Origin of the sequence: Phascolarctobacterium sp. Marseille-Q4147 (assembly GCF_017968825.1) — a bacterium.
Taxonomy (GTDB): Bacteria; Bacillota; Negativicutes; order Acidaminococcales; family Acidaminococcaceae; genus Phascolarctobacterium_A.
Genome location: NZ_CP072874.1, coordinates 241,912 through 259,605 on the forward strand (window position 1 = coordinate 241,912; position 17,694 = coordinate 259,605).

Here is a 17,694-nt window from a genome sequence, read left to right on the forward strand (position 1 = left end):
ACCTCTATTCTTCTTCACCCTCGCCTGCGGCGAGCTTGCGTGACGGTTGCGGCGTTTCATCCACAATCATCATCTTCGACAGACATTCCGCCAACAGCGTACCGTCCTTTTTGCAGATTGTACCCTGCATCTCAACCATACGCCCCTTGCGCTTCAGCTCACGTCCGGTGCAGACAACCTCTTCACCTATCGCCAACGGCTGACGGTAGCGGATTTCAATCTTCGCCGTATAGGAAGGCTTGCCCTCCTTGGCAAAAAGATAATTGCCTGTTACCTCATCAAGCAGTACGGCAACAAGTCCGCCATGCATACGACCGGGGTAGCTTTGGTGCTCCCGGCGCGGCGTAAAATACGCTGTACATTTGTCGTCATCAATTTCAAACCGCATATGCAATCCGCTGGGATTATCCTTGCCACAGGCAAAGCACCAGCTGTATTCGTTATTATTCAACAGTGACTTATCCATATTTCTTCGTTTACCCTTCAATATCCTTTTATTCCGCAAAAAAATCGGCGATTTCCTTAAAAACTGCCTCATGCTCGCGGTCCAGCGTCAGAATGTGCCCGCTATGCTCAAACCATACCAGCCTTCTGCCGGCGGCTGCAGTCAATTTATTATAGATATATTCGGCACTGCGCGGCTGCACGGTATGCTCTGTTTTCGACTGCAAAATCAAACAGGGGATTTTGATTTCTGCCAGCAGCTTATTCTTGCATTCATTAAGCATCTTAAAAAGACTCATCAACGGCTTCGTCGGCATTTTGGCATAGGAGATGCAATATTCCTGCAGCTCCTGATAATTCTTCTTATGCTTGGGCAGATAGTGGATGAAAAAGCGCAAGAACGCCAACAGCGGCGCACGCTTATCCTGCACAAAAATCGGTGCCGAAATAAAGGCAGCCTTCTTCACCGGCAGCTTTGCTGCCAGCTTGATGGCCAGCAGTCCGCCCATCGAAAGGCCTGCCACATAAACGCTGTCAAAACGCGCCAGCAGCTCCAGGCATTCCGCTTCGGCAGCAGCATACCAATCCGTCGCGGTGCTTGCCTCCAGGTCCTTGATGCTCGTACCGTGGCCGGGAAGGCGCACACAGCTCACAGTATAGCCAAGCGCATGCAGATAATCACCCAGCGGACGCATTTCCGACGGCGCACCGGTGTAACCATGCAAGAGCAAAACCGCCTTATTATTTTTTCCTTCCAACAGAAATGATTCTGCACCTTCAATTATCCGCACAAGCTTCACCTCAAAATTATTCTATACTAATTTATATTATATCATAAAAAAAGCATACTGATTACAGCATGCTTTGATTTTGCAAGAACTTCATATATTGCGATGTAGAAAAGCATCAATTTTTACCAACTACATACATTGCAATGTATGTAATTGGTGTTTTTGAGAGGTTTTATACATCGGAATGTAGCAAAAAGAGGACGGTGCGCACCGTCCTCTTTTCATTGTATACAAAAACCCCGCCATTGTGGCGGGGTTAAAAAGAGCTTAAGCGGTGAGCAAAGAAAAGAAGCTCCTAATGTGATAATATACTAATGACCTGCCAGTCAAAGTAAAAAACACATTAGGAGGACATTAAAATGCCGAAAAAGCAAGATAATATCGTAAATAGTTTAGCACATACCAAGTGGAATTGTAAGTACCATATAGTATTTGCGCCAAAATATCGTAGAAAAATTTTTTATGAAGAAAAAAGATTGGCGATAAGGGATATATTAAGAACAATATGCGGATGGAAAGGAGTAGAGATAATAGAGGGAGAAGTATGTCCAGATCATGTACATCTGTTGTTAAGTATCCCGCCCAAAATGAGCGTTTCGTATTTCGTAGGATACTTAAAAGGAAAAAGTAGTCTGATGATGTTCCAACGGTTTGGAAATATGAAATTCGCATATCGAAATCGCGAATTTTGGTGTAAGGGATACTATGTAGATACAGTAGGTAAAAATACTACTGCAATAAAAGAATACATAGCAAATCAATTGGAGCGAGATAAAGAAATGGACCAGTTAGTGTTATTTGATCCTAAAGACCCATTTATGGGTAGCAAGTAATAATTGCATGGCTGGCAGGCCAATAAAAGACAAATTTATGTGTGGCTGCTGAAGATAGGGCTATGCCCGAAAAATAAAAGCCACCCGCTAGGCGGGTGGATCTTTACTTATTTAAGTTTTTATACTGCATATTTTCGCTACCAGTTAAAAGCTTAATATCTTCCTGATGCCACTCATCGCAAACGTCAAAAAATTCCTCACTCTTGCGTTTTTTGAAAATACGAAAAGGATGCTCTGTCGAGTTGTCGTATATATGGCAAACGTCTGCAACATAAACAATATCACCAACCTGAGCCAAAGCCTTATCATAGCGTTCGATTATTTTCTCGACCGGCACATCATGACCACCTTCTGCGACACGAGATTTTACTCGATAAACATTAATAAAAGGGTCAACAGTTAAAATATAGTAACAACGTATAAAATAACCTGCGTCCTTAGCTCGTTGCAGCAAATTTAAATTTCTAGGTGTAGACATAACTGTTTCAAAACAGAAGTCCTCTCTATTTTTCAAGTGATCCTCTCTCTGCTTTTCAGCAATTTGCGCTGCAGTCAAATCATCGCATTTTAAATTTTTCTTGATTTCATCAGCATTAATATAGTCAACAGGTGGTTTTAATAAATCTGTAAAAGTACTCTTACCGGAACCGTTTGGTCCAGCAAAAACAATTATCTCCGGCTTTTTATTTGACTCTTTCGCTATAGCGTCCATGATTATATCTCCTACATACCTGAGTTTTGCTACCATCACTGCCAATTACACAAATACTCTGCGTTTCCCTATCATATGTAAAAATAGGCACATCCATAGCACGTTTCTTTTCTAATGCAATTTTTACGGCACAATTAGCACGTTTTACAACCTGCTCGTCAGAAATATATTTTTGTTGACTCATAAGACACCAACCTTTCTAAACACACTATCCTACTTACATAGTACTGTATTTCAGCAAAAAAGTCAAAAGCTATCTTGCGTATGCAAAAAGAGGACGGTGCGCACCGTCCTCTCCTTGTGACATTATTAAAATCAGCAGAAATATCTCACTTGTCCAAAATAATCTTGCCACTTATTTACAACACTTTGGCTTCTTGCTTCGATAATAGACATAATGTTTTTCAAAACTCGCTCAGGAATATGTGAATTATTGTGGCACAAATAACACTTTCCAGCCCTTGTAATCCAAATTTTTGTAGCATTAGCTCTAGGCGAACCCTGAGAGACATGCACATGTATAGGCTCTAATGGTTCATTTTCGTTGGTCCAAAAATAAACCCAGTAAGAGCCTATCTTAAAAACCTGAGGCATTATCGAACCCACCTTCTTGAGCAAATTGCATAATTAAATGCGCTGTTGATTCAATAATTTCCTGATACTTATCTATTTCTTCTTGTGAAAAACCAAATATATCTTCCCACTTATAATCTGGTAAATAACACGTAGCATGATGAAAGCAATCCTTGGCATCGGGCTTTTCAATGTAAACTTTTACAGTTCCATCACTGCGCATCTCGGAATGTACAATTTCTGTATTATCGTCTAAGGTTAAAAACGGATACATCAAAGTAATCCCCTCCTTTTAGTCTAAGTGTACACAAAAGTGTATCAAAAAGCAAGAGATTTATTCCTTTATCAACACACAAAAAGAGGACGGTGCGCACCGTCCTCTTTTAATTTATGCATATGCGATTTTTTGCTTTTCAGCGGATTGACGTAAAGTCAAATTAGAACATGAAGTTTACTTGGCCGTAGAAAGTCTTAGCTTCTTTGGAGCCTTTTTTAGCTTCGAGGTCATAGTATTCAACTTGACCAACGATGTTCTTAGCGAAGGTGTAGTTAGCACCAACTTGATATCCTTTGAAGCCATCTTCAGCAATGTCAAATTCACCAATTGCACCATTCATGGTGTGAGCAATGTAAGTGCCAACGCCTTGGTCATAGTATTTAGCGAAGATGCCCCAAGTACCAGCTACGCCAGCTTTAGCACCTTTGTAGTCCAAAGATACTACATAGCCGTCGTCATCAGCATTATTTTTGTCATAATCAGATGCCAAATAAGTTGCGCCAAGTTTCAGGTCTTTCAGAACCGGGAAAGCAACGCCAACAGTCCAAATGCTGTCATCATCAGACAGTTTGGTAACATCTTCAAATTTGTAGTAACCAACGTTAGCATCAACTACGCCAACTTTACCAGCAAGGTTTGCATAGTACAGGTTGTCAGCTTTGCTACCATCGTTTTTGGTAGCAGTAGAAGGTGCAAAAGCAGCATCAGCAGCTTTACCAGCGCCGAGCGTCAGTTTTACATCTTTGCCGTAAGCAACTTGGCCGCCATCCATACGAGTATCATAGATGTTGCCGCCGGTAAAATCGGTGAAGCCATAACGACCAGCTTGAACAGCCAAACCGCCCAGTTTACCATTTACATAAGCACGTTGGAATTTAGTAGTTTCTTCACCAGAATTGCTGTGTTGGAAAGATTGGATATTTTCCAGCATACCAGTGTAAGACCAGTCATCGTTTACTTGGCCTTTAACCCAGATACGGGAACGCAGAGCGTCGGTGGAACCATCTTTTTTGGTGTTGTAGTCATTATCCCAATAACGATAACGAGCTTCACCAGTGATTTTAACGTTGTCAGCTTTTTTCTCCAGAGCAGCAACGCGAACGCCCAGGTTGTCCAGTTCGTCAGCGAATTCAGCAGCCAGTTTGTCAACGTTAGCGCCTTTAGCCATAGCTTTAGCAACGATTTGAGCCATTTCATAACGGGTCATCAGTTTGTCGCCACCGAAGGTGGAGTCGCCGTAGCCTTCGATTACGCCAGCAGCAGCCAGTTTGTTGATGCTGTCATAAGCCCAGTGGCCAGCAGGTACATCAGAGAACGGATTTGCAGCATAAGCAGAAGCGGTTACGCCCAGTGCCATAGCCATAGCGAGTACTAAGGATTTTTTCATTGTTGTTTCCTCCTCAGGAAGTAGCAGTATTATCAGACTGCTAATATTATATTTTTACAAATCACCTTCCGGAGTCTCCCGCAAATTCCGCTCAAGAGTTGCCTTGTTTCCTCTGTCATCCTTTGCCGGTTTTTCCATAGCAATGATTTATAAAGCAATAGTAATCAGTAAGAAAACCACATCTTTTTCTTGCTGATAGTTGCATTATACCATGCATCAACATTTAGCGCAAGTTTTTTTCTGTTAATCTGTTATTGATTTTACTTGAATTTTGTTTTACTGTTACACTTGTATTTTAAAGTAAAAAGCATTTGCCTACAAATGTATAAATTTATCAAAAAGCTGTATTACAGCATAAGCACAACAGTAAAGATCCACCCGCCTAGCGGGTGGCTTTTATTTTTCGGGCATAGCCCTATCTTCAGCAGCCACACATAAATGTGTCTTTTATTGGCCTGCCAGCCATGCAATTATTACTTGCTACCCATAAATGGGTCTTTAGGATCAAATAACACTAACTGGTCCATTTCTTTATCTCGCTCCAATTGATTTGCTATGTATTCTTTTATTGCAGTAGTATTTTTACCTACTGTATCTACATAGTATCCCTTACACCAAAATTCGCGATTTCGATATGCGAATTTCATATTTCCAAACCGTTGGAACATCATCAGACTACTTTTTCCTTTTAAGTATCCTACGAAATACGAAACGCTCATTTTGGGCGGGATACTTAACAACAAATGTACATGATCTGGACATACTTCTCCCTCTATTATCTCTACTCCTTTCCATCCGCATATTGTTCTTAATATATCCCTTATCGCCAATCTTTTTTCTTCATAAAAAATTTTTCTACGATATTTTGACGCAAATACTATATGGTACTTACAATTCCACTTGGTATGTGCTAAACTATTTACGATATTATCTTGCTTTTTCGGCATTTTAATGTCCTCCTAATGTGTTTTTTACTTTGACTGGCAGGTCATTAGTATATTATCACATTAGGAGCTTCTTTTCTTTGCTCACCGCTTAAGCTCTTTTTAACCCCGCCACAATGGCGGGGTTTTTGTATACAAAAAAGCTGCTGCAGCTAATGCTGCAGCAGCGTGGATTATAGCTTAACTATAAAATTATTTGAACAGGCCAAGCAGGATGCCGCCATTTGCTGCCAGTACAGGAGCAAATACCAGGGATACAATGGTCATCAGTTTGATCAGGATGTTCATTGCAGGTCCGGAAGTATCTTTGAACGGGTCACCTACAGTATCGCCTACTACGGTTGCATCATGCACCGGAGTATGTTTACGGCCGGAAGCTTCTACGAACTTCTTAGCGTTATCCCATGCACCGCCAGCGTTAGCCATCAGGATTGCAACCAGTACGCCGGAAGCCAGGGAGCCGCCAATCAGGCCGCCCAGAGCTTCAGTACCGAACAGGAAGCCAACCAGCAGAGGAGCAACGATTGCGATAACACCAGGCATAATCATCTCGTGCAGAGCAGCTGCGGTGGAGATGTCTACGCATTTTTGGTAGTCAGCTTTAGCTTTGCCTTCCAGCAGGCCGGGGATTTCGTGGAATTGACGACGAACTTCCTCGATCATCTGGTAAGCAGCTTTACCAACAGATTCCATGGTCATAGCACCGAATACGAACGGCAGGGTTGCACCGATGAACAGACCGATCAGGGTTACAGGGTTCAGCAGGTCGATTGCTTTCAGGCCTACAGTATGTGCATAAGCAGAGAACAGAGCCAGAGCAGTCAGAGCAGCGGAACCGATAGCGAAGCCTTTACCGATAGCAGCGGTGGTGTTACCAACGGAGTCCAGGGTATCGGTGATTTCACGTACTTCAGGAGGCAGCTCGGACATTTCTGCGATACCGCCAGCGTTATCAGCGATAGGACCATAAGCGTCAACTGCTACGGTCAGACCGGTGGTGGACAGCATACCAACTGCAGCCAGGGAGATACCGAACAGGCCCATGCCTGCATCTTTAGCACCGCCCATGGTGAAGAATGCCAGGATTACACCAACGCAGATGAAGATCATCGGCAGGAAGGTGGAATACATGCCAACAGCCAGACCGGAGATGATGGTGGTTGCCGGACCGGTTTCGGATTGCTCAGCAATCTTCTTAACGGAAGCATAATCAGCAGAGGTGTAGATTTCGGTGATTTTACCGATTAACAGACCAACTACCAGACCGGAAGCAATAGCTACGAATGCAGCAGTGTTACCGAAGATGGAAGTGGACAGATAGTAAGCAGCAGCAATTACGATTACGCCGCCAACATAGGTACCATGGTTCAGAGCAGCCTGCGGGTTGGTGGATTTGCTGCTGCGAGCATAGAATACACCGATCAGGGAAGCAATGATACCAGCGAAAGCTAGCTCGAATACGAACATAATGCCTTCGCCGCCGGGATATGCAACAGCACCCAGGGTAATAGCGGAGATGATAGCACCAACATAGGATTCGAACAGGTCAGCGCCCATGCCTGCAACGTCGCCTACGTTATCGCCTACGTTATCAGCGATGGTAGCCGGGTTACGCGGGTCATCCTCAGGCAGACCTTCTTCAACTTTACCTACCAGGTCAGCGCCAACGTCAGCAGCTTTGGTGTAGATACCGCCGCCAACACGAGCGAACAATGCAATGGAGCTTGCGCCCAGACCGAAGCCGGTAACGATATCAATGTTGCCGAACAGCATGTAAGCAGCAGCAACACCAACGATACCCAGACCAACAACGCCCAGACCCATAACAGCACCGCCGGAGAAAGCAATTTTCAGAGCTTCCGGCATGCCGCCATGTTGAGCAGCTGCAGCAGTACGAACGTTAGCTTTGGTAGCAACGGTCATGCCGATGTAGCCTGCACATACGGAGAATACTGCACCTGCAACGAAGCATACTGCAGTAAGCGGAGATAAGAACATAGAAATTACGATAGCAACAACGATTACGAAAGCAGACAGTGCTTTGTATTCGCGGAACAGGAACGCCATAGCGCCCTCGTGGATGTAACCGGCAATTTCCTGCATACGTGCTGTACCAGCAGGAGCCTTACCGATTGCGCTGCTCAGCATCAGTGCAACTGCGAGTGCAATGAGGCCGACAACAATGGAGATCATTAAGAAATTCAAGACCCAAACCCCTTTCTTTTTATAAAAAAATTTAAAATTTTAAGAGTGCGGTTGCACTCTTGGTAACATGATGAGTGCGGAAAACAGGAAAATCCCGTCAGCCTTAAGCGTTGATTTTTGCCAGCGCCAATGTAATAACAGCAAATGCAACACCTAAATAAATCGTAGCCTTCGCCATGAGTGTATCCAGATCATTGCCCTTGCCAAAAAAAGCACCGTCACTGCCGCCGAAAGTACTGCCCATACCGCCGCCTTTTCCGGACTGCAGCAGAACTGCGCCAATGAGTGCTATGCAAACGATAACTTCAAGAACCATCAAGACAGTTTCAATCACAGAGCTTACCTCCTCATATTTTTGTACCATAGTATTTTACCATAAAAGGCGTACTCTTACAATCTACTTTTGCAAAATATTTTACAAAAGCGCCCTAAATAAAGAAAAAGGTGAGAGTCAGAGCTCTCACCTCATCTTTTACAGCAAATCAGAAAGCTTTGTCTGCTTATTTTTTAATGTTGTAGAATACCTTCATGCCGTTATATTTTGCAGCCTTGCCGAGATCCTCTTCAATACGCAGCAGCTGGTTGTATTTAGCAACACGGTCGGTACGAGCCGGAGCACCGGTTTTAATCTGGCCAGCGTTTACAGCAACAGCAATATCTGCCAGAGTGGTGTCTTCGGTTTCACCGCTGCGGTGAGAGATGATGCAGGTATAGCCTGCACGTTTTGCAGTTTCGATAGCGTTGAAGGTTTCGGTCAAGGTACCGATTTGGTTTACTTTAATCAGAATAGCGTTTGCTACGCCCTTTTCAATGCCCTGAACCAGACGCTCTTCGTTGGTAACAAACAGGTCGTCGCCAACAAGCTGTACTTTTTTGCCCAGCTTTTTGGTGAGCTTCTTCCAGCCGTCCCAGTCATCCTCTGCCATACCGTCTTCGATGGAGATAATAGGATATTTCTCGCACAGGCCTGCCAGATAATCAACCATTTCTTCGCTGGTCATTTCTACGCCTTCGCCGGTCATTTTGTATTTGCCGTCTACATAGAATTCGCTGGAAGCAACGTCCATTGCCATAACGATGTCTTTACCGGGTTTATAGCCTGCACGCTCGGTTGCTTCGAGAATAACCTCGATAGCATCTGCGTTGCATTTCAGGTTCGGTGCAAAACCGCCTTCATCACCCAAAGCAGTGCTCAGGCCTTTTTCCTTCAGCAGAGCCTTCAGGTTATGATAAATCTCAGCGTTCATGCGCAGTGCTTCGCTGAAGGATTTAGCGCCAACCGGCATAATCATGAATTCCTGAATATCAACGTTGTTATCTGCATGCTCGCCGCCGTTTAAAATGTTCATCATCGGTACAGGCAGCTCTTTGGCAGCAACACCGCCTAAGTACAGGTACAGCGGCAGGCCTACGGAAGCAGCAGCAGCCTTAGCTACAGCCATGGAAACGCCTAGGATAGCGTTAGCGCCGAGGCGTCCTTTGTTCGGAGTGCCGTCCAGACGAACCAGCAGCTCATCAATTTCGGTTTGGCGGGTTGCGTCTAAGCCGATAATTGCTTCGGCAATAATGTCGTTAACATTATCAACTGCTTTGGTAACGCCCTTGCCCAGGTAACGCTCTTTGTCGCCGTCACGCAGCTCTACAGCTTCGTGTACGCCGGTAGATGCGCCAGAAGGAACAGCAGCGCGTCCCATAGCGCCGTCTTCCAGGCATACTTCAACTTCTACGGTCGGATTGCCGCGGGAATCCAGAATCTCGCGAGCGTAAACTTCAGTAATCATTGCCATTTCTTATCACCTCATGATTAGTCTATCAAAGTTTTACCTGTCATAGCGGCAGGCTGTTTAATATTAAGCAGCTGCAGCAGCGTCGGTGCAATATCGGCCAAAATGCCGTTATGCAGCTTGTGCTGCTCTTCGCTTACTAAAATAAACGGTACAGGGTTAGTGGTATGCGCGGTGTTCGGCGAACCATCGCTTTCGGCCATCTTCTCCAGATTGCCGTGGTCCGCAGTAATGCACACGCTTCCGCCAAGGGACAGCACCTTACGTACAATACGGCCAGCACAGTCATCAACCTTTTCCATAGCGGTAATCGCAGCGCTGAGCACACCGGTATGGCCAACCATATCCGGATTTGCAAAGTTCAGGATAATCGCATCAAATTTATCCTTATCCAGCTCTGCCAACAGTGCCTGCGTAACCTCTTCCGCGCTCATTTCCGGCTGCAAATCATAGGTTGCAACCTTCGGCGACGGAATCAGAATACGCTCCTCATTAGCATTCGGAGCTTCCACACCACCGTTGAAGAAGAAGGTTACATGCGCATATTTTTCGGTTTCCGCAATGCGCAGCTGGTGCAGTCCATGCTGTGCCAACACCTCACCCAAGGTATCCTTAATCTCCTCCGGAGGAAAGGCTACCGGTGCGGTAATTGTTGCATCATACTGCGTCATGCACACATAATTTACAGGGCGTGCGCCCTCGGGACGTGCAAAATACGGGAAGTCCTCATCATGCAGCGCACGGGTAATTTCACGCGCTCTGTCAGGACGGAAGTTGAAGAAAATCACACCGTCACCGGCAGTGATTTTGCCATCTACGCCGTCAACAGTGAAGGGCTCGACAAACTCGTCCGTTACGCCTGCGGCATAGGATGCCTCTACGCCGGCAGCAGCGCTTGCAGCTTTGCCGCCCTCGCCCAGCACCAGTGCTTTATAGGCACGCTCCACGCGCTCCCAGCGCTTGTCGCGGTCCATTGCGTAATAGCGTCCGCTGACTGTAGCAATCTTGCCTACGCCAATCTGCGCCATACCATCTTCCAGCTCATGGATATATTCCAGCGCTGTTTTCGGACCGACATCACGTCCGTCGAGGAAAGCATGCATATAAATCTTGGTCAGGCCTTTAACCTTCGCCATGCAGATAAGTGCCAGAAGATGCTCAATATGGCTATGGACGCCGCCGTCGGATAACAGTCCCAGAAGATGCAGTGCCTTGCCTGCCTGCTTCGTTTCGTCCATTACCCTGCTGAGCTCTTTGTTCTTATACAAATCGCCATCCTCAATCGCCTTGTCAATGCGTGTCAAGCTTTGGTAGATAATGCGGCCGGCACCGATATTCAGATGACCTACCTCCGAATTGCCGATTTGGCCTGCCGGCAGGCCGACAGCCTTGCCGCTTGCTTCCAATGTTGTATGAGGATACTTTGCAAAATAACTGTCCAGGTTAGGAGTTTTTGCCATAGCCGCAGCGTTTGTTTTATCTGCGGGAGCAATGCCCCAACCATCAAGAATCATTAGTAAAACTGGTTTTTTCATTATCAAATTCCTAAAGACGAAGGAGAAAGCAACAGGTGCTTTCTCCGAGGTCTTATTAAAAGCTTCTTACGATTGCGGCAAAGGTGTCAGCCTTCAGGCTTGCACCGCCTACCAGCACACCGTCAATACCGCTGAGGTTGAAGGAAGCAGCGTTCTTTTCATTAACACTGCCGCCGTAAAGAATACGAACCTTGCGGGCAATATCAGGTGTAAAGATTTTGCCTATTTTTTCACGAATCAGAGTGCATACTTCCAAAGCATCCTCCGGAGTAGCAGCCTTACCGCTGCCGATAGCCCAGATAGGCTCATAAGCAACAACAAGGTTTTCTGCATCCTCTGCAGAAATTACACGCAGAGCGCTCTTCAGCTGCATATTGATTTTGCGGGCAGTTTTGCCTGCTTCACGCTCAGCCAGATTTTCACCAACGCACAGCATCGGCTTCAGACCGTTGCGGTAAGCAGCAATAATCTTGCTGGCAACAATTTTTTCGTTCTCACCAAAAATGGTACGGCGTTCGCTGTGACCAACGAGAACATATTCAGCGCAGATATCGGCAATCATCGCACCGGAAACAGCGCCGGTGAAGGCACCCTTGTCTTCCCAATGCAAATCCTGTGCGCCGTAGCCTACATGCTTGCCGTCAATAGCATCCGCAACAGTTTCCAGTGCGGTGAACGGCGGGAAAATAACAACCTCGTTTAAGGTACCGTTAGTTTCCATAACAATATCCTCAGCAAGCTCTACAGCCTCGCTTACGGTTTTGTGCATTTTCCAGTTGCCGGCAATCATTTTGCGGCGCAGGTCATCCAGCGCAGCAACGCCGGGCAGTACCTTGCCTTCCAGATATTCCAGAGAAGCACCGCCGCCGGTGGAAATGTGGGTAATGCGTTTAGCCAGGCCCAGCTTTTCGATAGCAGCAACGCTGTCGCCGCCGCCAACAATGCTGGTAGCACGGCTCTTAGCTACAGCCTTCGCTACAGCCTCGGTACCCTTGCAGAATGCATCCATTTCAAAAACGCCCATAGGTCCGTTCCAGACAATCATCTTAGCGTCAGCCAGAGCTTCCGCATAAGCCTTGCTGGTTTCCGCACCGATATCCAGAGCCATATAAGCCTGATTCAAGTTTTTCACCTTTTCGGTTACATGCTCAGCGTCGGGAGCAAATGCAGCAGCCATTACCAGATCGGTAGGCAGCAGCATATTTACTTTATTTTTCTTAGCCTTAGCCAGAAGCTCTTTAGCCAGGTCCAGCTTATCCTCTTCTACCAGGGACTTGCCCATTTTGTAGCCCTGTGCAGCCAGGAAGGTGTTAGCCATACCGCCGCCGATAAGCAGGGTATCAACCTTATCAAGCAGGTTGCTGATAACGCCGATTTTGTCGCTTACCTTAGCACCGCCGATGATAGCAACGAAAGGATGCAGCGGATTGGTTACAGCCTGACCTACATACTGGATTTCCTTTTCCAACAGGAAGCCTGCAGCTGCAGGCAGGAAGTGGGTTACGCCTTCAACAGAAGCGTGTGCGCGGTGAGATACACCGAAGCCGTCATTTACATACAAATCTGCCAAAGAAGCCAGCTTTTCGGCAAATTCCATGTCGTTCTTTTCCTCTTCCTTATGGAAACGCAGATTTTCCAGCAGCAGGATGTGCCCCGGCTTCAGCTTGCTGGCAGCAGCCTGTGCAGCCTCACCTACGCAGTCCGGAGCAAACAGAATCTTTTTGCCCAGCAGCATGCCCAAATGCTTAGCTACGGGAGCCAAAGACAATTCCGGTTTAACCTGTCCTTTAGGACGGCCGAGATGTGCCATTAAAATAACAGCAGCCTTTTGCTCCAGCAAATATTGAATGGTCGGCAGAGATGCGGTGATACGGGTATCATCGGTAATCTCGCCTTTATCATTCAGAGGAACGTTAAAATCTACGCGTACCAGTACTTTTTTACCGGCAACGTCTAAGTCACGTACAGTTTTTTTATCCACGGATAAGAATCTCCTTTATTACAGACCTTTTTTAGCAATATAAGCAGCCAGGTCAACTACGCGGTTGGAATAACCCCATTCATTATCGTACCAGCTTACAACCTTAGCCATACGCGGACCAACCATCATGGTGGACAGGCCATCGATGATGGAGCTCAGCGGGCAGCCGTTGTAATCGCGGGATACCAGCGGTTCGTCGCTGTAGCCCATGATGCCTTTGAGTTCGCCTTCAGCAGCTTCCTTCAGCACTGCGTTGATTTCTTCGGCAGTAGTGTCTTTTTGCAGCAGTACGGTCAGGTCGGTGATGGAAACGTTCGGAGTCGGAACGCGCATTGCGAAGCCGTTCAGTTTACCCTTCAGTTCCGGCAGAACCAGAGCAACTGCTTTTGCAGCACCGGTAGTGGTCGGGATGATGGAGCAAGCAGCAGCGCGGGCACGGCGCAGGTCTTTATGCGGCAGGTCCAGAATTCTCTGGTCATTGGTGTAGGAGTGAACAGTAGTCATCAGACCGCTTTCGATACCGAATTTGTTCAGCAATACTTTGGTGAACGGAGCCAGGCAGTTGGTGGTGCAGGAAGCGTTGGAAATGATGTTATGTTTTGCAGGATCATATTTGTCTTCGTTAACACCCATAACGATGGTAATATCTTCGCCTTTTGCAGGAGCGGAGATGATAACCTTTTTAACAGTGTCATGCAGATGAGCTGCAGCCTTTGCAGCTTCGGTGAAACGGCCGGTGGATTCTACAACAATTTCAGCACCGGCTTCGCCCCAAGGAATCTTTGCGGGATCCAGGCAAGTAAATACTTCGATTTTGCGATCGTCAACGATAATGTAGTTGCCTTCAATGCTAACTTCATGATTGAAGGTGCCATGGATAGAGTCATATTTCAACAGGTGAGCCAAAGCGGTGATGTCGCCAGGATCGTTGACAGCAACAACCTCTACCTCAGGATTGTTGAATGCTACACGGAAAACCTCGCGGCCGATACGGCCAAAACCATTAATACCTACTTTTGTCATAATAATTTCCTCCTTAATTCTGAGAGAATCTAAATTTTGCACAAATGTGCTCAGTAACAAATTAATACTTTAAGAGCTTCGCTTGTTTATTGCTCTTTAGCCATTTTGAGAATCTCATGTGCTGCAGCCTCATCGGTAATCAGAATATCCTGTCTGGAAGCACGGATAACCGACAAAATTGCGGCAGCCTTCGATTTACCTCCGGCAATACCGATAATTGTGCCGATATGTTGCAAGTCCTGCAGCATCAGGCCGGCATTATTAGTCATATAAACCTGTCTGCCGTCCAAAGCGCAATACTGGCCAAACGCCTCGCCTACAGCACCATCCGCCTCCAGCTTGGCAATTACCTCGCTGCCTAAGCGTCTGTGTCTTGCCATAACACTGGCACGGCCTACACCGTGGACAAGAATGTCTGCCTGCTTGATAATATCAACGACAGCGCGTACACCGATATCCTCTTTAAGAATACTGTTTAAGATATCCTCACTTACACAGTCGGGAACATAAAGCTGACGGTAGGATGCTCCGAGCTTTTGCGCCAGGACAGTTGCAATCGTATTAGCCTGCAGTTCCACATTATCACCCAAGCCGCCACGAGCCGGTACAACCACCGTATTAGGCTGGGAGCCGGAAACATTGGCTGCCATAGCCGCCATAGTCGTGCCACCGCTGACAGCGACTATATGCTTATTGCCATCACTCAGCAGCTTGCTGAGAATATGTGCTGCAGTACGGCCGATTTCACGCTTGACAACGTCCTCCTGGTCCGAATCACCGGGAAGAATGACAACCTTGCCAATCTTCAGCGTATCACTGAGAGTGCTTTCCAAAAACGAAATATCCTGCAGCTTGCGTACATAATCCGCCAGCTCCTTAAGAATATCCGCTCCCTCATCAGTTACGCTCATGCCGCTGGAAGAAAAATCCAGCAGGCCGCTTTTCTTGAGAAAATCAACCTGAGCACGCAGCACTCTTTCGCTGAGTCCCAGTCTTGCAGCCAGCGCACGTCGGCCTATCGGCGCTTCGTGACTCACCTGACGCAAAATCTGGTAACGCTGTACGAGCAAATCAGTCAGCTCCGGTACAATTTTCTTTTGCAGATTAATAATACTATCCATAACCAGTTACATCCCTTGACGTGTTTTGTCCCTCGTGGTACTTTTCGTGTCCCACGGATTCAATACAAATAAGTGAATTATTTGTCTATAGCTCATTATAGCATACTCTAATTAAGAAATAAAGTGCTGTATTAGTGTTTATCGAAAAATTTTTGTTAAAATCAGTCTTCGATTAGCTGTCGCTAACTCAAACTGCCTGAAAATATTTTTTTCTGCTGATTTGTTCACAAAGCGCAAAAAAAGAGCCGCCGCATTGCGCAGCAGCTCCAAATTTTTATCTGTTATTAACTGTTTCGGGATACATATCATGCATGAAAAGGCGCTTCTTCGCAGCCTGCTCCCATTCGGTTCCCGGCTTGCCGTAGTTGGCATACGGATCGATGGACAGACCGCCGCGCGGCAGGAATTTGCCCCAAACCTCAATATATTTAGGCTCCATCAGCTTGATAAGATCCTTCATAATGATGTTTACGCAATCCTCATGGAAATCACCGTGATTACGGAAGCTGAAGAGATACAGCTTTAAGGATTTGCTTTCTACCAGACGTTCGTCCGGAACATAGGAAATATAGATAGTCGCAAAATCAGGCTGTCCTGTCATCGGACACAGGCTGGTAAATTCCGGGCAGTTAAATTTAACCCAGTAATCATTTTGCGGATGCTTATTCGGGAAGGACTCCAGAACCTCCGGCGCATAATCGCTTTTATAAGCAGTTTTATGGCCTAACAGGCTTACACCCTGCAATTCTTCTTTACTTCTGCCACTTGTCATTATTGCTTACCTCCATCAAATGCAAACAGTTTACCTGCTCCCACACGTTCCAATGCGGTAACCAGCATTACACTTGCGATACCGCAGATGCACTGGCCAATCAGCAGGCTGCTTGCCAGTACCAGATAAGGGATATCCAGCAGTACGCTCAGCCATACAGGAACACCAAGTCCCGGTACAAAGGTAACTGCAGCCCAGATAATCCAGTTGCCGCAGCCACGACGCTTAGCAAACACAATAATGCTTGTTGTTACGATGCCGACAATGAAACCACCGATAATATCCGGCAGACCAAGACCGCCCATCACCGTGTTGCTGACAACGTTTGCCAAGCCAAACGGTAAAATCAAAAACGGGAAAATAGCGCTCAAGCCATACAGCGCAGTAGCAATACGAATCTGATACTGACCAAAAGCAAAGCTTTGGGTGCAAATCATCACAACAATATATAAAGCAATGCATAATGCGGAAAATACTAATTTCTGGTTACTTAAACTCTTCATTATCCTTACCTCCTTCAAGCCTCTGCTAAGGGATCAACAACACCATTGGCAGCAAAGGCTGCCTCACGGTCAATACAGGTACCGCACTTGTGACAGGGCTTTTCGCCACCGTCATAACAGCTCCAAGTCAGCTCATAGGGAACGCCAAGACGCAAGCCCTCGGCAACAATATCCTTCTTTGTTTTGTCAACAAAGGGCGCAACCAGACGCACCTTGCGTCCGCTTCCCAGATATACAGCCAAATTCATCGACTCGTTAAATTCGACGCTGCAATCAGGATAAGCATTGCCTGCAGCATCATCGGCATGGGGACCGTAGTAAATCTCATTGCATTCATATTCCAAGGCAATGCTTGCCGCAGCAGACAAAAACAAGCCATTACGGAACGGTACATAGGTGCTGACAGGCTCACCCTTGCTTTCCTTCAGCTGCTCTGCATAGGATGCGTGCGGAACGCTTTCCTCCGAGCCCTGCAGCAGAGAGCATTTGCTGTGTGCAAAAATCTTTGACAAATCCATATGCAGCAGCTCTACATGATAATAATCGGCAATAGCCTGCGCTGCTGCAAGCTCCTTGGCATGCTTCTGACCATAAGACATCGACAAGGCCAGAACATTATCGCCGTATTTTTCTTTTGCCAGTGCCAGACAGGTTGAGCTGTCTACGCCACCGCTTAATAATACTAAAACCTTCATTTTTTCCTCCCGATAACGAGCGGGCAAAGTCCACAAAATATAAAAGGATTCCGTCATCTACAGACGAAATCCTTGCATACATAAAAAATACCGGCCGGCGCCAGTACATCGCCC

Annotated in this window: 19 protein-coding genes; 1 reads left to right on the forward strand and 18 read right to left on the reverse strand. The window is 46.3% G+C overall.

The genetic code is table 11. The annotated features are described in order from the left end of the window. Window positions 1–4: 4 nt before the first annotated feature. Both KAH19_RS01010 and KAH19_RS01015 read right to left on the reverse strand, forming a co-directional pair. Window positions 5–466: a PaaI family thioesterase gene (locus KAH19_RS01010; RefSeq protein ID WP_009146157.1), complete on the reverse strand. Its 462-nt coding sequence runs from the start codon at window positions 464–466 to the stop codon at window positions 5–7. A gap of 28 nt (window positions 467–494) precedes the next feature. Next, window positions 495–1,235, reverse strand: coding sequence for a carboxylesterase (locus KAH19_RS01015; RefSeq protein ID WP_210684764.1), 741 nt, complete (start codon window positions 1,233–1,235; stop codon window positions 495–497). 359 nt (window positions 1,236–1,594) lie between these two features. Here KAH19_RS01015 and tnpA (KAH19_RS01020) point away from each other — a divergent pair, with 359 nt between their 5' ends. Further along, on the forward strand, window positions 1,595–2,068 hold the full coding sequence (tnpA, locus tag KAH19_RS01020; RefSeq protein ID WP_210684765.1) for an IS200/IS605 family transposase: 474 nt from the start codon (window positions 1,595–1,597) through the stop codon (window positions 2,066–2,068). A 103-nt stretch (window positions 2,069–2,171) separates the two neighbouring features. Here the strand turns inward: tnpA (KAH19_RS01020) and KAH19_RS01025 are convergent, their stop codons facing one another. The 16 genes from KAH19_RS01025 to queC form a co-directional block, all read right to left on the reverse strand. Next, on the reverse strand, window positions 2,172–2,780 hold the full coding sequence (locus tag KAH19_RS01025; protein ID WP_210684766.1) for a zeta toxin family protein: 609 nt from the start codon (window positions 2,778–2,780) through the stop codon (window positions 2,172–2,174). Next, entirely contained in the window at window positions 2,752–2,964 is a 213-nt protein-coding gene (locus KAH19_RS01030; protein WP_210684767.1) for a hypothetical protein, read from the reverse strand. Before KAH19_RS01030 ends, KAH19_RS01025 begins: the two co-directional genes overlap by 29 nt. Before the next feature lie 131 nt (window positions 2,965–3,095). Continuing rightward, window positions 3,096–3,374 carry a DUF4160 domain-containing protein gene (locus KAH19_RS11015; RefSeq protein ID WP_210684768.1) on the reverse strand — a complete coding sequence of 93 codons (279 nt, stop codon included), beginning with the start codon at window positions 3,372–3,374 and terminating at the stop codon, window positions 3,096–3,098. Further along, complete coding sequence (locus tag KAH19_RS01040; protein ID WP_210684769.1) at window positions 3,358–3,630, reverse strand: hypothetical protein; 273 nt, start codon at window positions 3,628–3,630, stop codon at window positions 3,358–3,360. The genes KAH19_RS11015 and KAH19_RS01040 overlap by 17 nt, the downstream gene beginning before the upstream one ends. 160 nt (window positions 3,631–3,790) lie before the next feature. Continuing rightward, window positions 3,791–5,017 carry an S-layer homology domain-containing protein gene (locus KAH19_RS01045; protein ID WP_210684770.1) on the reverse strand — a complete coding sequence of 409 codons (1,227 nt, stop codon included), beginning with the start codon at window positions 5,015–5,017 and terminating at the stop codon, window positions 3,791–3,793. 473 nt (window positions 5,018–5,490) lie between these two features. Then, window positions 5,491–5,964, reverse strand: a complete 474-nt coding sequence (tnpA, locus tag KAH19_RS01050) for an IS200/IS605 family transposase (RefSeq protein ID WP_210683796.1) — start codon at window positions 5,962–5,964, stop codon at window positions 5,491–5,493. Between the two features lie 189 nt (window positions 5,965–6,153). After that, a complete protein-coding gene (locus KAH19_RS01055) occupies window positions 6,154–8,154 on the reverse strand; it encodes a sodium-translocating pyrophosphatase (RefSeq protein ID WP_009145825.1) in 2,001 nt (666 codons plus the stop codon). Window positions 8,155–8,269: 115 nt separating this feature from the next. Then, window positions 8,270–8,500, reverse strand: coding sequence for a preprotein translocase subunit SecG (gene secG / locus KAH19_RS01060; RefSeq protein ID WP_210684771.1), 231 nt, complete (start codon window positions 8,498–8,500; stop codon window positions 8,270–8,272). A 166-nt stretch (window positions 8,501–8,666) separates the two neighbouring features. Next, a complete protein-coding gene (gene eno / locus KAH19_RS01065) occupies window positions 8,667–9,953 on the reverse strand; it encodes a phosphopyruvate hydratase (RefSeq protein ID WP_210684772.1) in 1,287 nt (428 codons plus the stop codon). Between the two features lie 17 nt (window positions 9,954–9,970). After that, a complete protein-coding gene (gene gpmI / locus KAH19_RS01070) occupies window positions 9,971–11,485 on the reverse strand; it encodes a 2,3-bisphosphoglycerate-independent phosphoglycerate mutase (RefSeq protein ID WP_371816683.1) in 1,515 nt (504 codons plus the stop codon). A 55-nt stretch (window positions 11,486–11,540) separates the two neighbouring features. Next, window positions 11,541–13,466: a triose-phosphate isomerase gene (tpiA, locus tag KAH19_RS01075; protein WP_210684773.1), complete on the reverse strand. Its 1,926-nt coding sequence runs from the start codon at window positions 13,464–13,466 to the stop codon at window positions 11,541–11,543. Between the two features lie 18 nt (window positions 13,467–13,484). Further along, window positions 13,485–14,492: a type I glyceraldehyde-3-phosphate dehydrogenase gene (gene gap / locus KAH19_RS01080; RefSeq protein ID WP_210685467.1), complete on the reverse strand. Its 1,008-nt coding sequence runs from the start codon at window positions 14,490–14,492 to the stop codon at window positions 13,485–13,487. An 83-nt stretch (window positions 14,493–14,575) separates the two neighbouring features. Continuing rightward, window positions 14,576–15,610, reverse strand: coding sequence for a sugar-binding transcriptional regulator (locus tag KAH19_RS01085; RefSeq protein WP_009145819.1), 1,035 nt, complete (start codon window positions 15,608–15,610; stop codon window positions 14,576–14,578). Window positions 15,611–15,884: 274 nt separating this feature from the next. Further along, the gene (queF, locus tag KAH19_RS01090; protein ID WP_210684774.1) at window positions 15,885–16,382 is read right to left on the reverse strand and encodes a preQ(1) synthase; all 498 of its coding nucleotides are present in this window, start codon (window positions 16,380–16,382) and stop codon (window positions 15,885–15,887) included. After that, window positions 16,382–16,885, reverse strand: a complete 504-nt coding sequence (locus KAH19_RS01095; RefSeq protein WP_009145816.1) for a QueT transporter family protein — start codon at window positions 16,883–16,885, stop codon at window positions 16,382–16,384. The genes queF and KAH19_RS01095 overlap by 1 nt, the downstream gene beginning before the upstream one ends. Window positions 16,886–16,899: 14 nt before the next feature. Next, the gene (gene queC, locus KAH19_RS01100; protein WP_246869382.1) at window positions 16,900–17,580 is read right to left on the reverse strand and encodes a 7-cyano-7-deazaguanine synthase QueC; all 681 of its coding nucleotides are present in this window, start codon (window positions 17,578–17,580) and stop codon (window positions 16,900–16,902) included. Window positions 17,581–17,694: the final 114 nt, after the last annotated feature.

What these genes read in the sequence shown, in the direction of transcription:
- KAH19_RS01010 (WP_009146157.1), bottom strand. Translation starts at nt 466, where the DNA reads ATGGATAAGTCACTGTTGAATAATAACGAATACAGCTGGTGCTTTGCC.
- tnpA (WP_210684765.1), top strand. Translation starts at nt 1,595, where the DNA reads ATGCCGAAAAAGCAAGATAATATCGTAAATAGTTTAGCACATACCAAG.
- KAH19_RS01025 (WP_210684766.1), bottom strand. Translation starts at nt 2,780, where the DNA reads ATGGACGCTATAGCGAAAGAGTCAAATAAAAAGCCGGAGATAATTGTT.
- KAH19_RS01030 (WP_210684767.1), bottom strand. Translation starts at nt 2,964, where the DNA reads ATGAGTCAACAAAAATATATTTCTGACGAGCAGGTTGTAAAACGTGCT.
- KAH19_RS11015 (WP_210684768.1), bottom strand. Translation starts at nt 3,374, where the DNA reads ATGCCTCAGGTTTTTAAGATAGGCTCTTACTGGGTTTATTTTTGGACC.
- KAH19_RS01045 (WP_210684770.1), bottom strand. Translation starts at nt 5,017, where the DNA reads ATGAAAAAATCCTTAGTACTCGCTATGGCTATGGCACTGGGCGTAACC.
- tnpA (WP_210683796.1), bottom strand. Translation starts at nt 5,964, where the DNA reads ATGCCGAAAAAGCAAGATAATATCGTAAATAGTTTAGCACATACCAAG.
- KAH19_RS01055 (WP_009145825.1), bottom strand. Translation starts at nt 8,154, where the DNA reads ATGATCTCCATTGTTGTCGGCCTCATTGCACTCGCAGTTGCACTGATG.
- eno (WP_210684772.1), bottom strand. Translation starts at nt 9,953, where the DNA reads ATGGCAATGATTACTGAAGTTTACGCTCGCGAGATTCTGGATTCCCGC.
- gpmI (WP_371816683.1), bottom strand. Translation starts at nt 11,485, where the DNA reads ATGAAAAAACCAGTTTTACTAATGATTCTTGATGGTTGGGGCATTGCT.
- KAH19_RS01085 (WP_009145819.1), bottom strand. Translation starts at nt 15,610, where the DNA reads ATGGATAGTATTATTAATCTGCAAAAGAAAATTGTACCGGAGCTGACT.
- queF (WP_210684774.1), bottom strand. Translation starts at nt 16,382, where the DNA reads ATGACAAGTGGCAGAAGTAAAGAAGAATTGCAGGGTGTAAGCCTGTTA.
- KAH19_RS01095 (WP_009145816.1), bottom strand. Translation starts at nt 16,885, where the DNA reads ATGAAGAGTTTAAGTAACCAGAAATTAGTATTTTCCGCATTATGCATT.
- queC (WP_246869382.1), bottom strand. Translation starts at nt 17,580, where the DNA reads ATGAAGGTTTTAGTATTATTAAGCGGTGGCGTAGACAGCTCAACCTGT.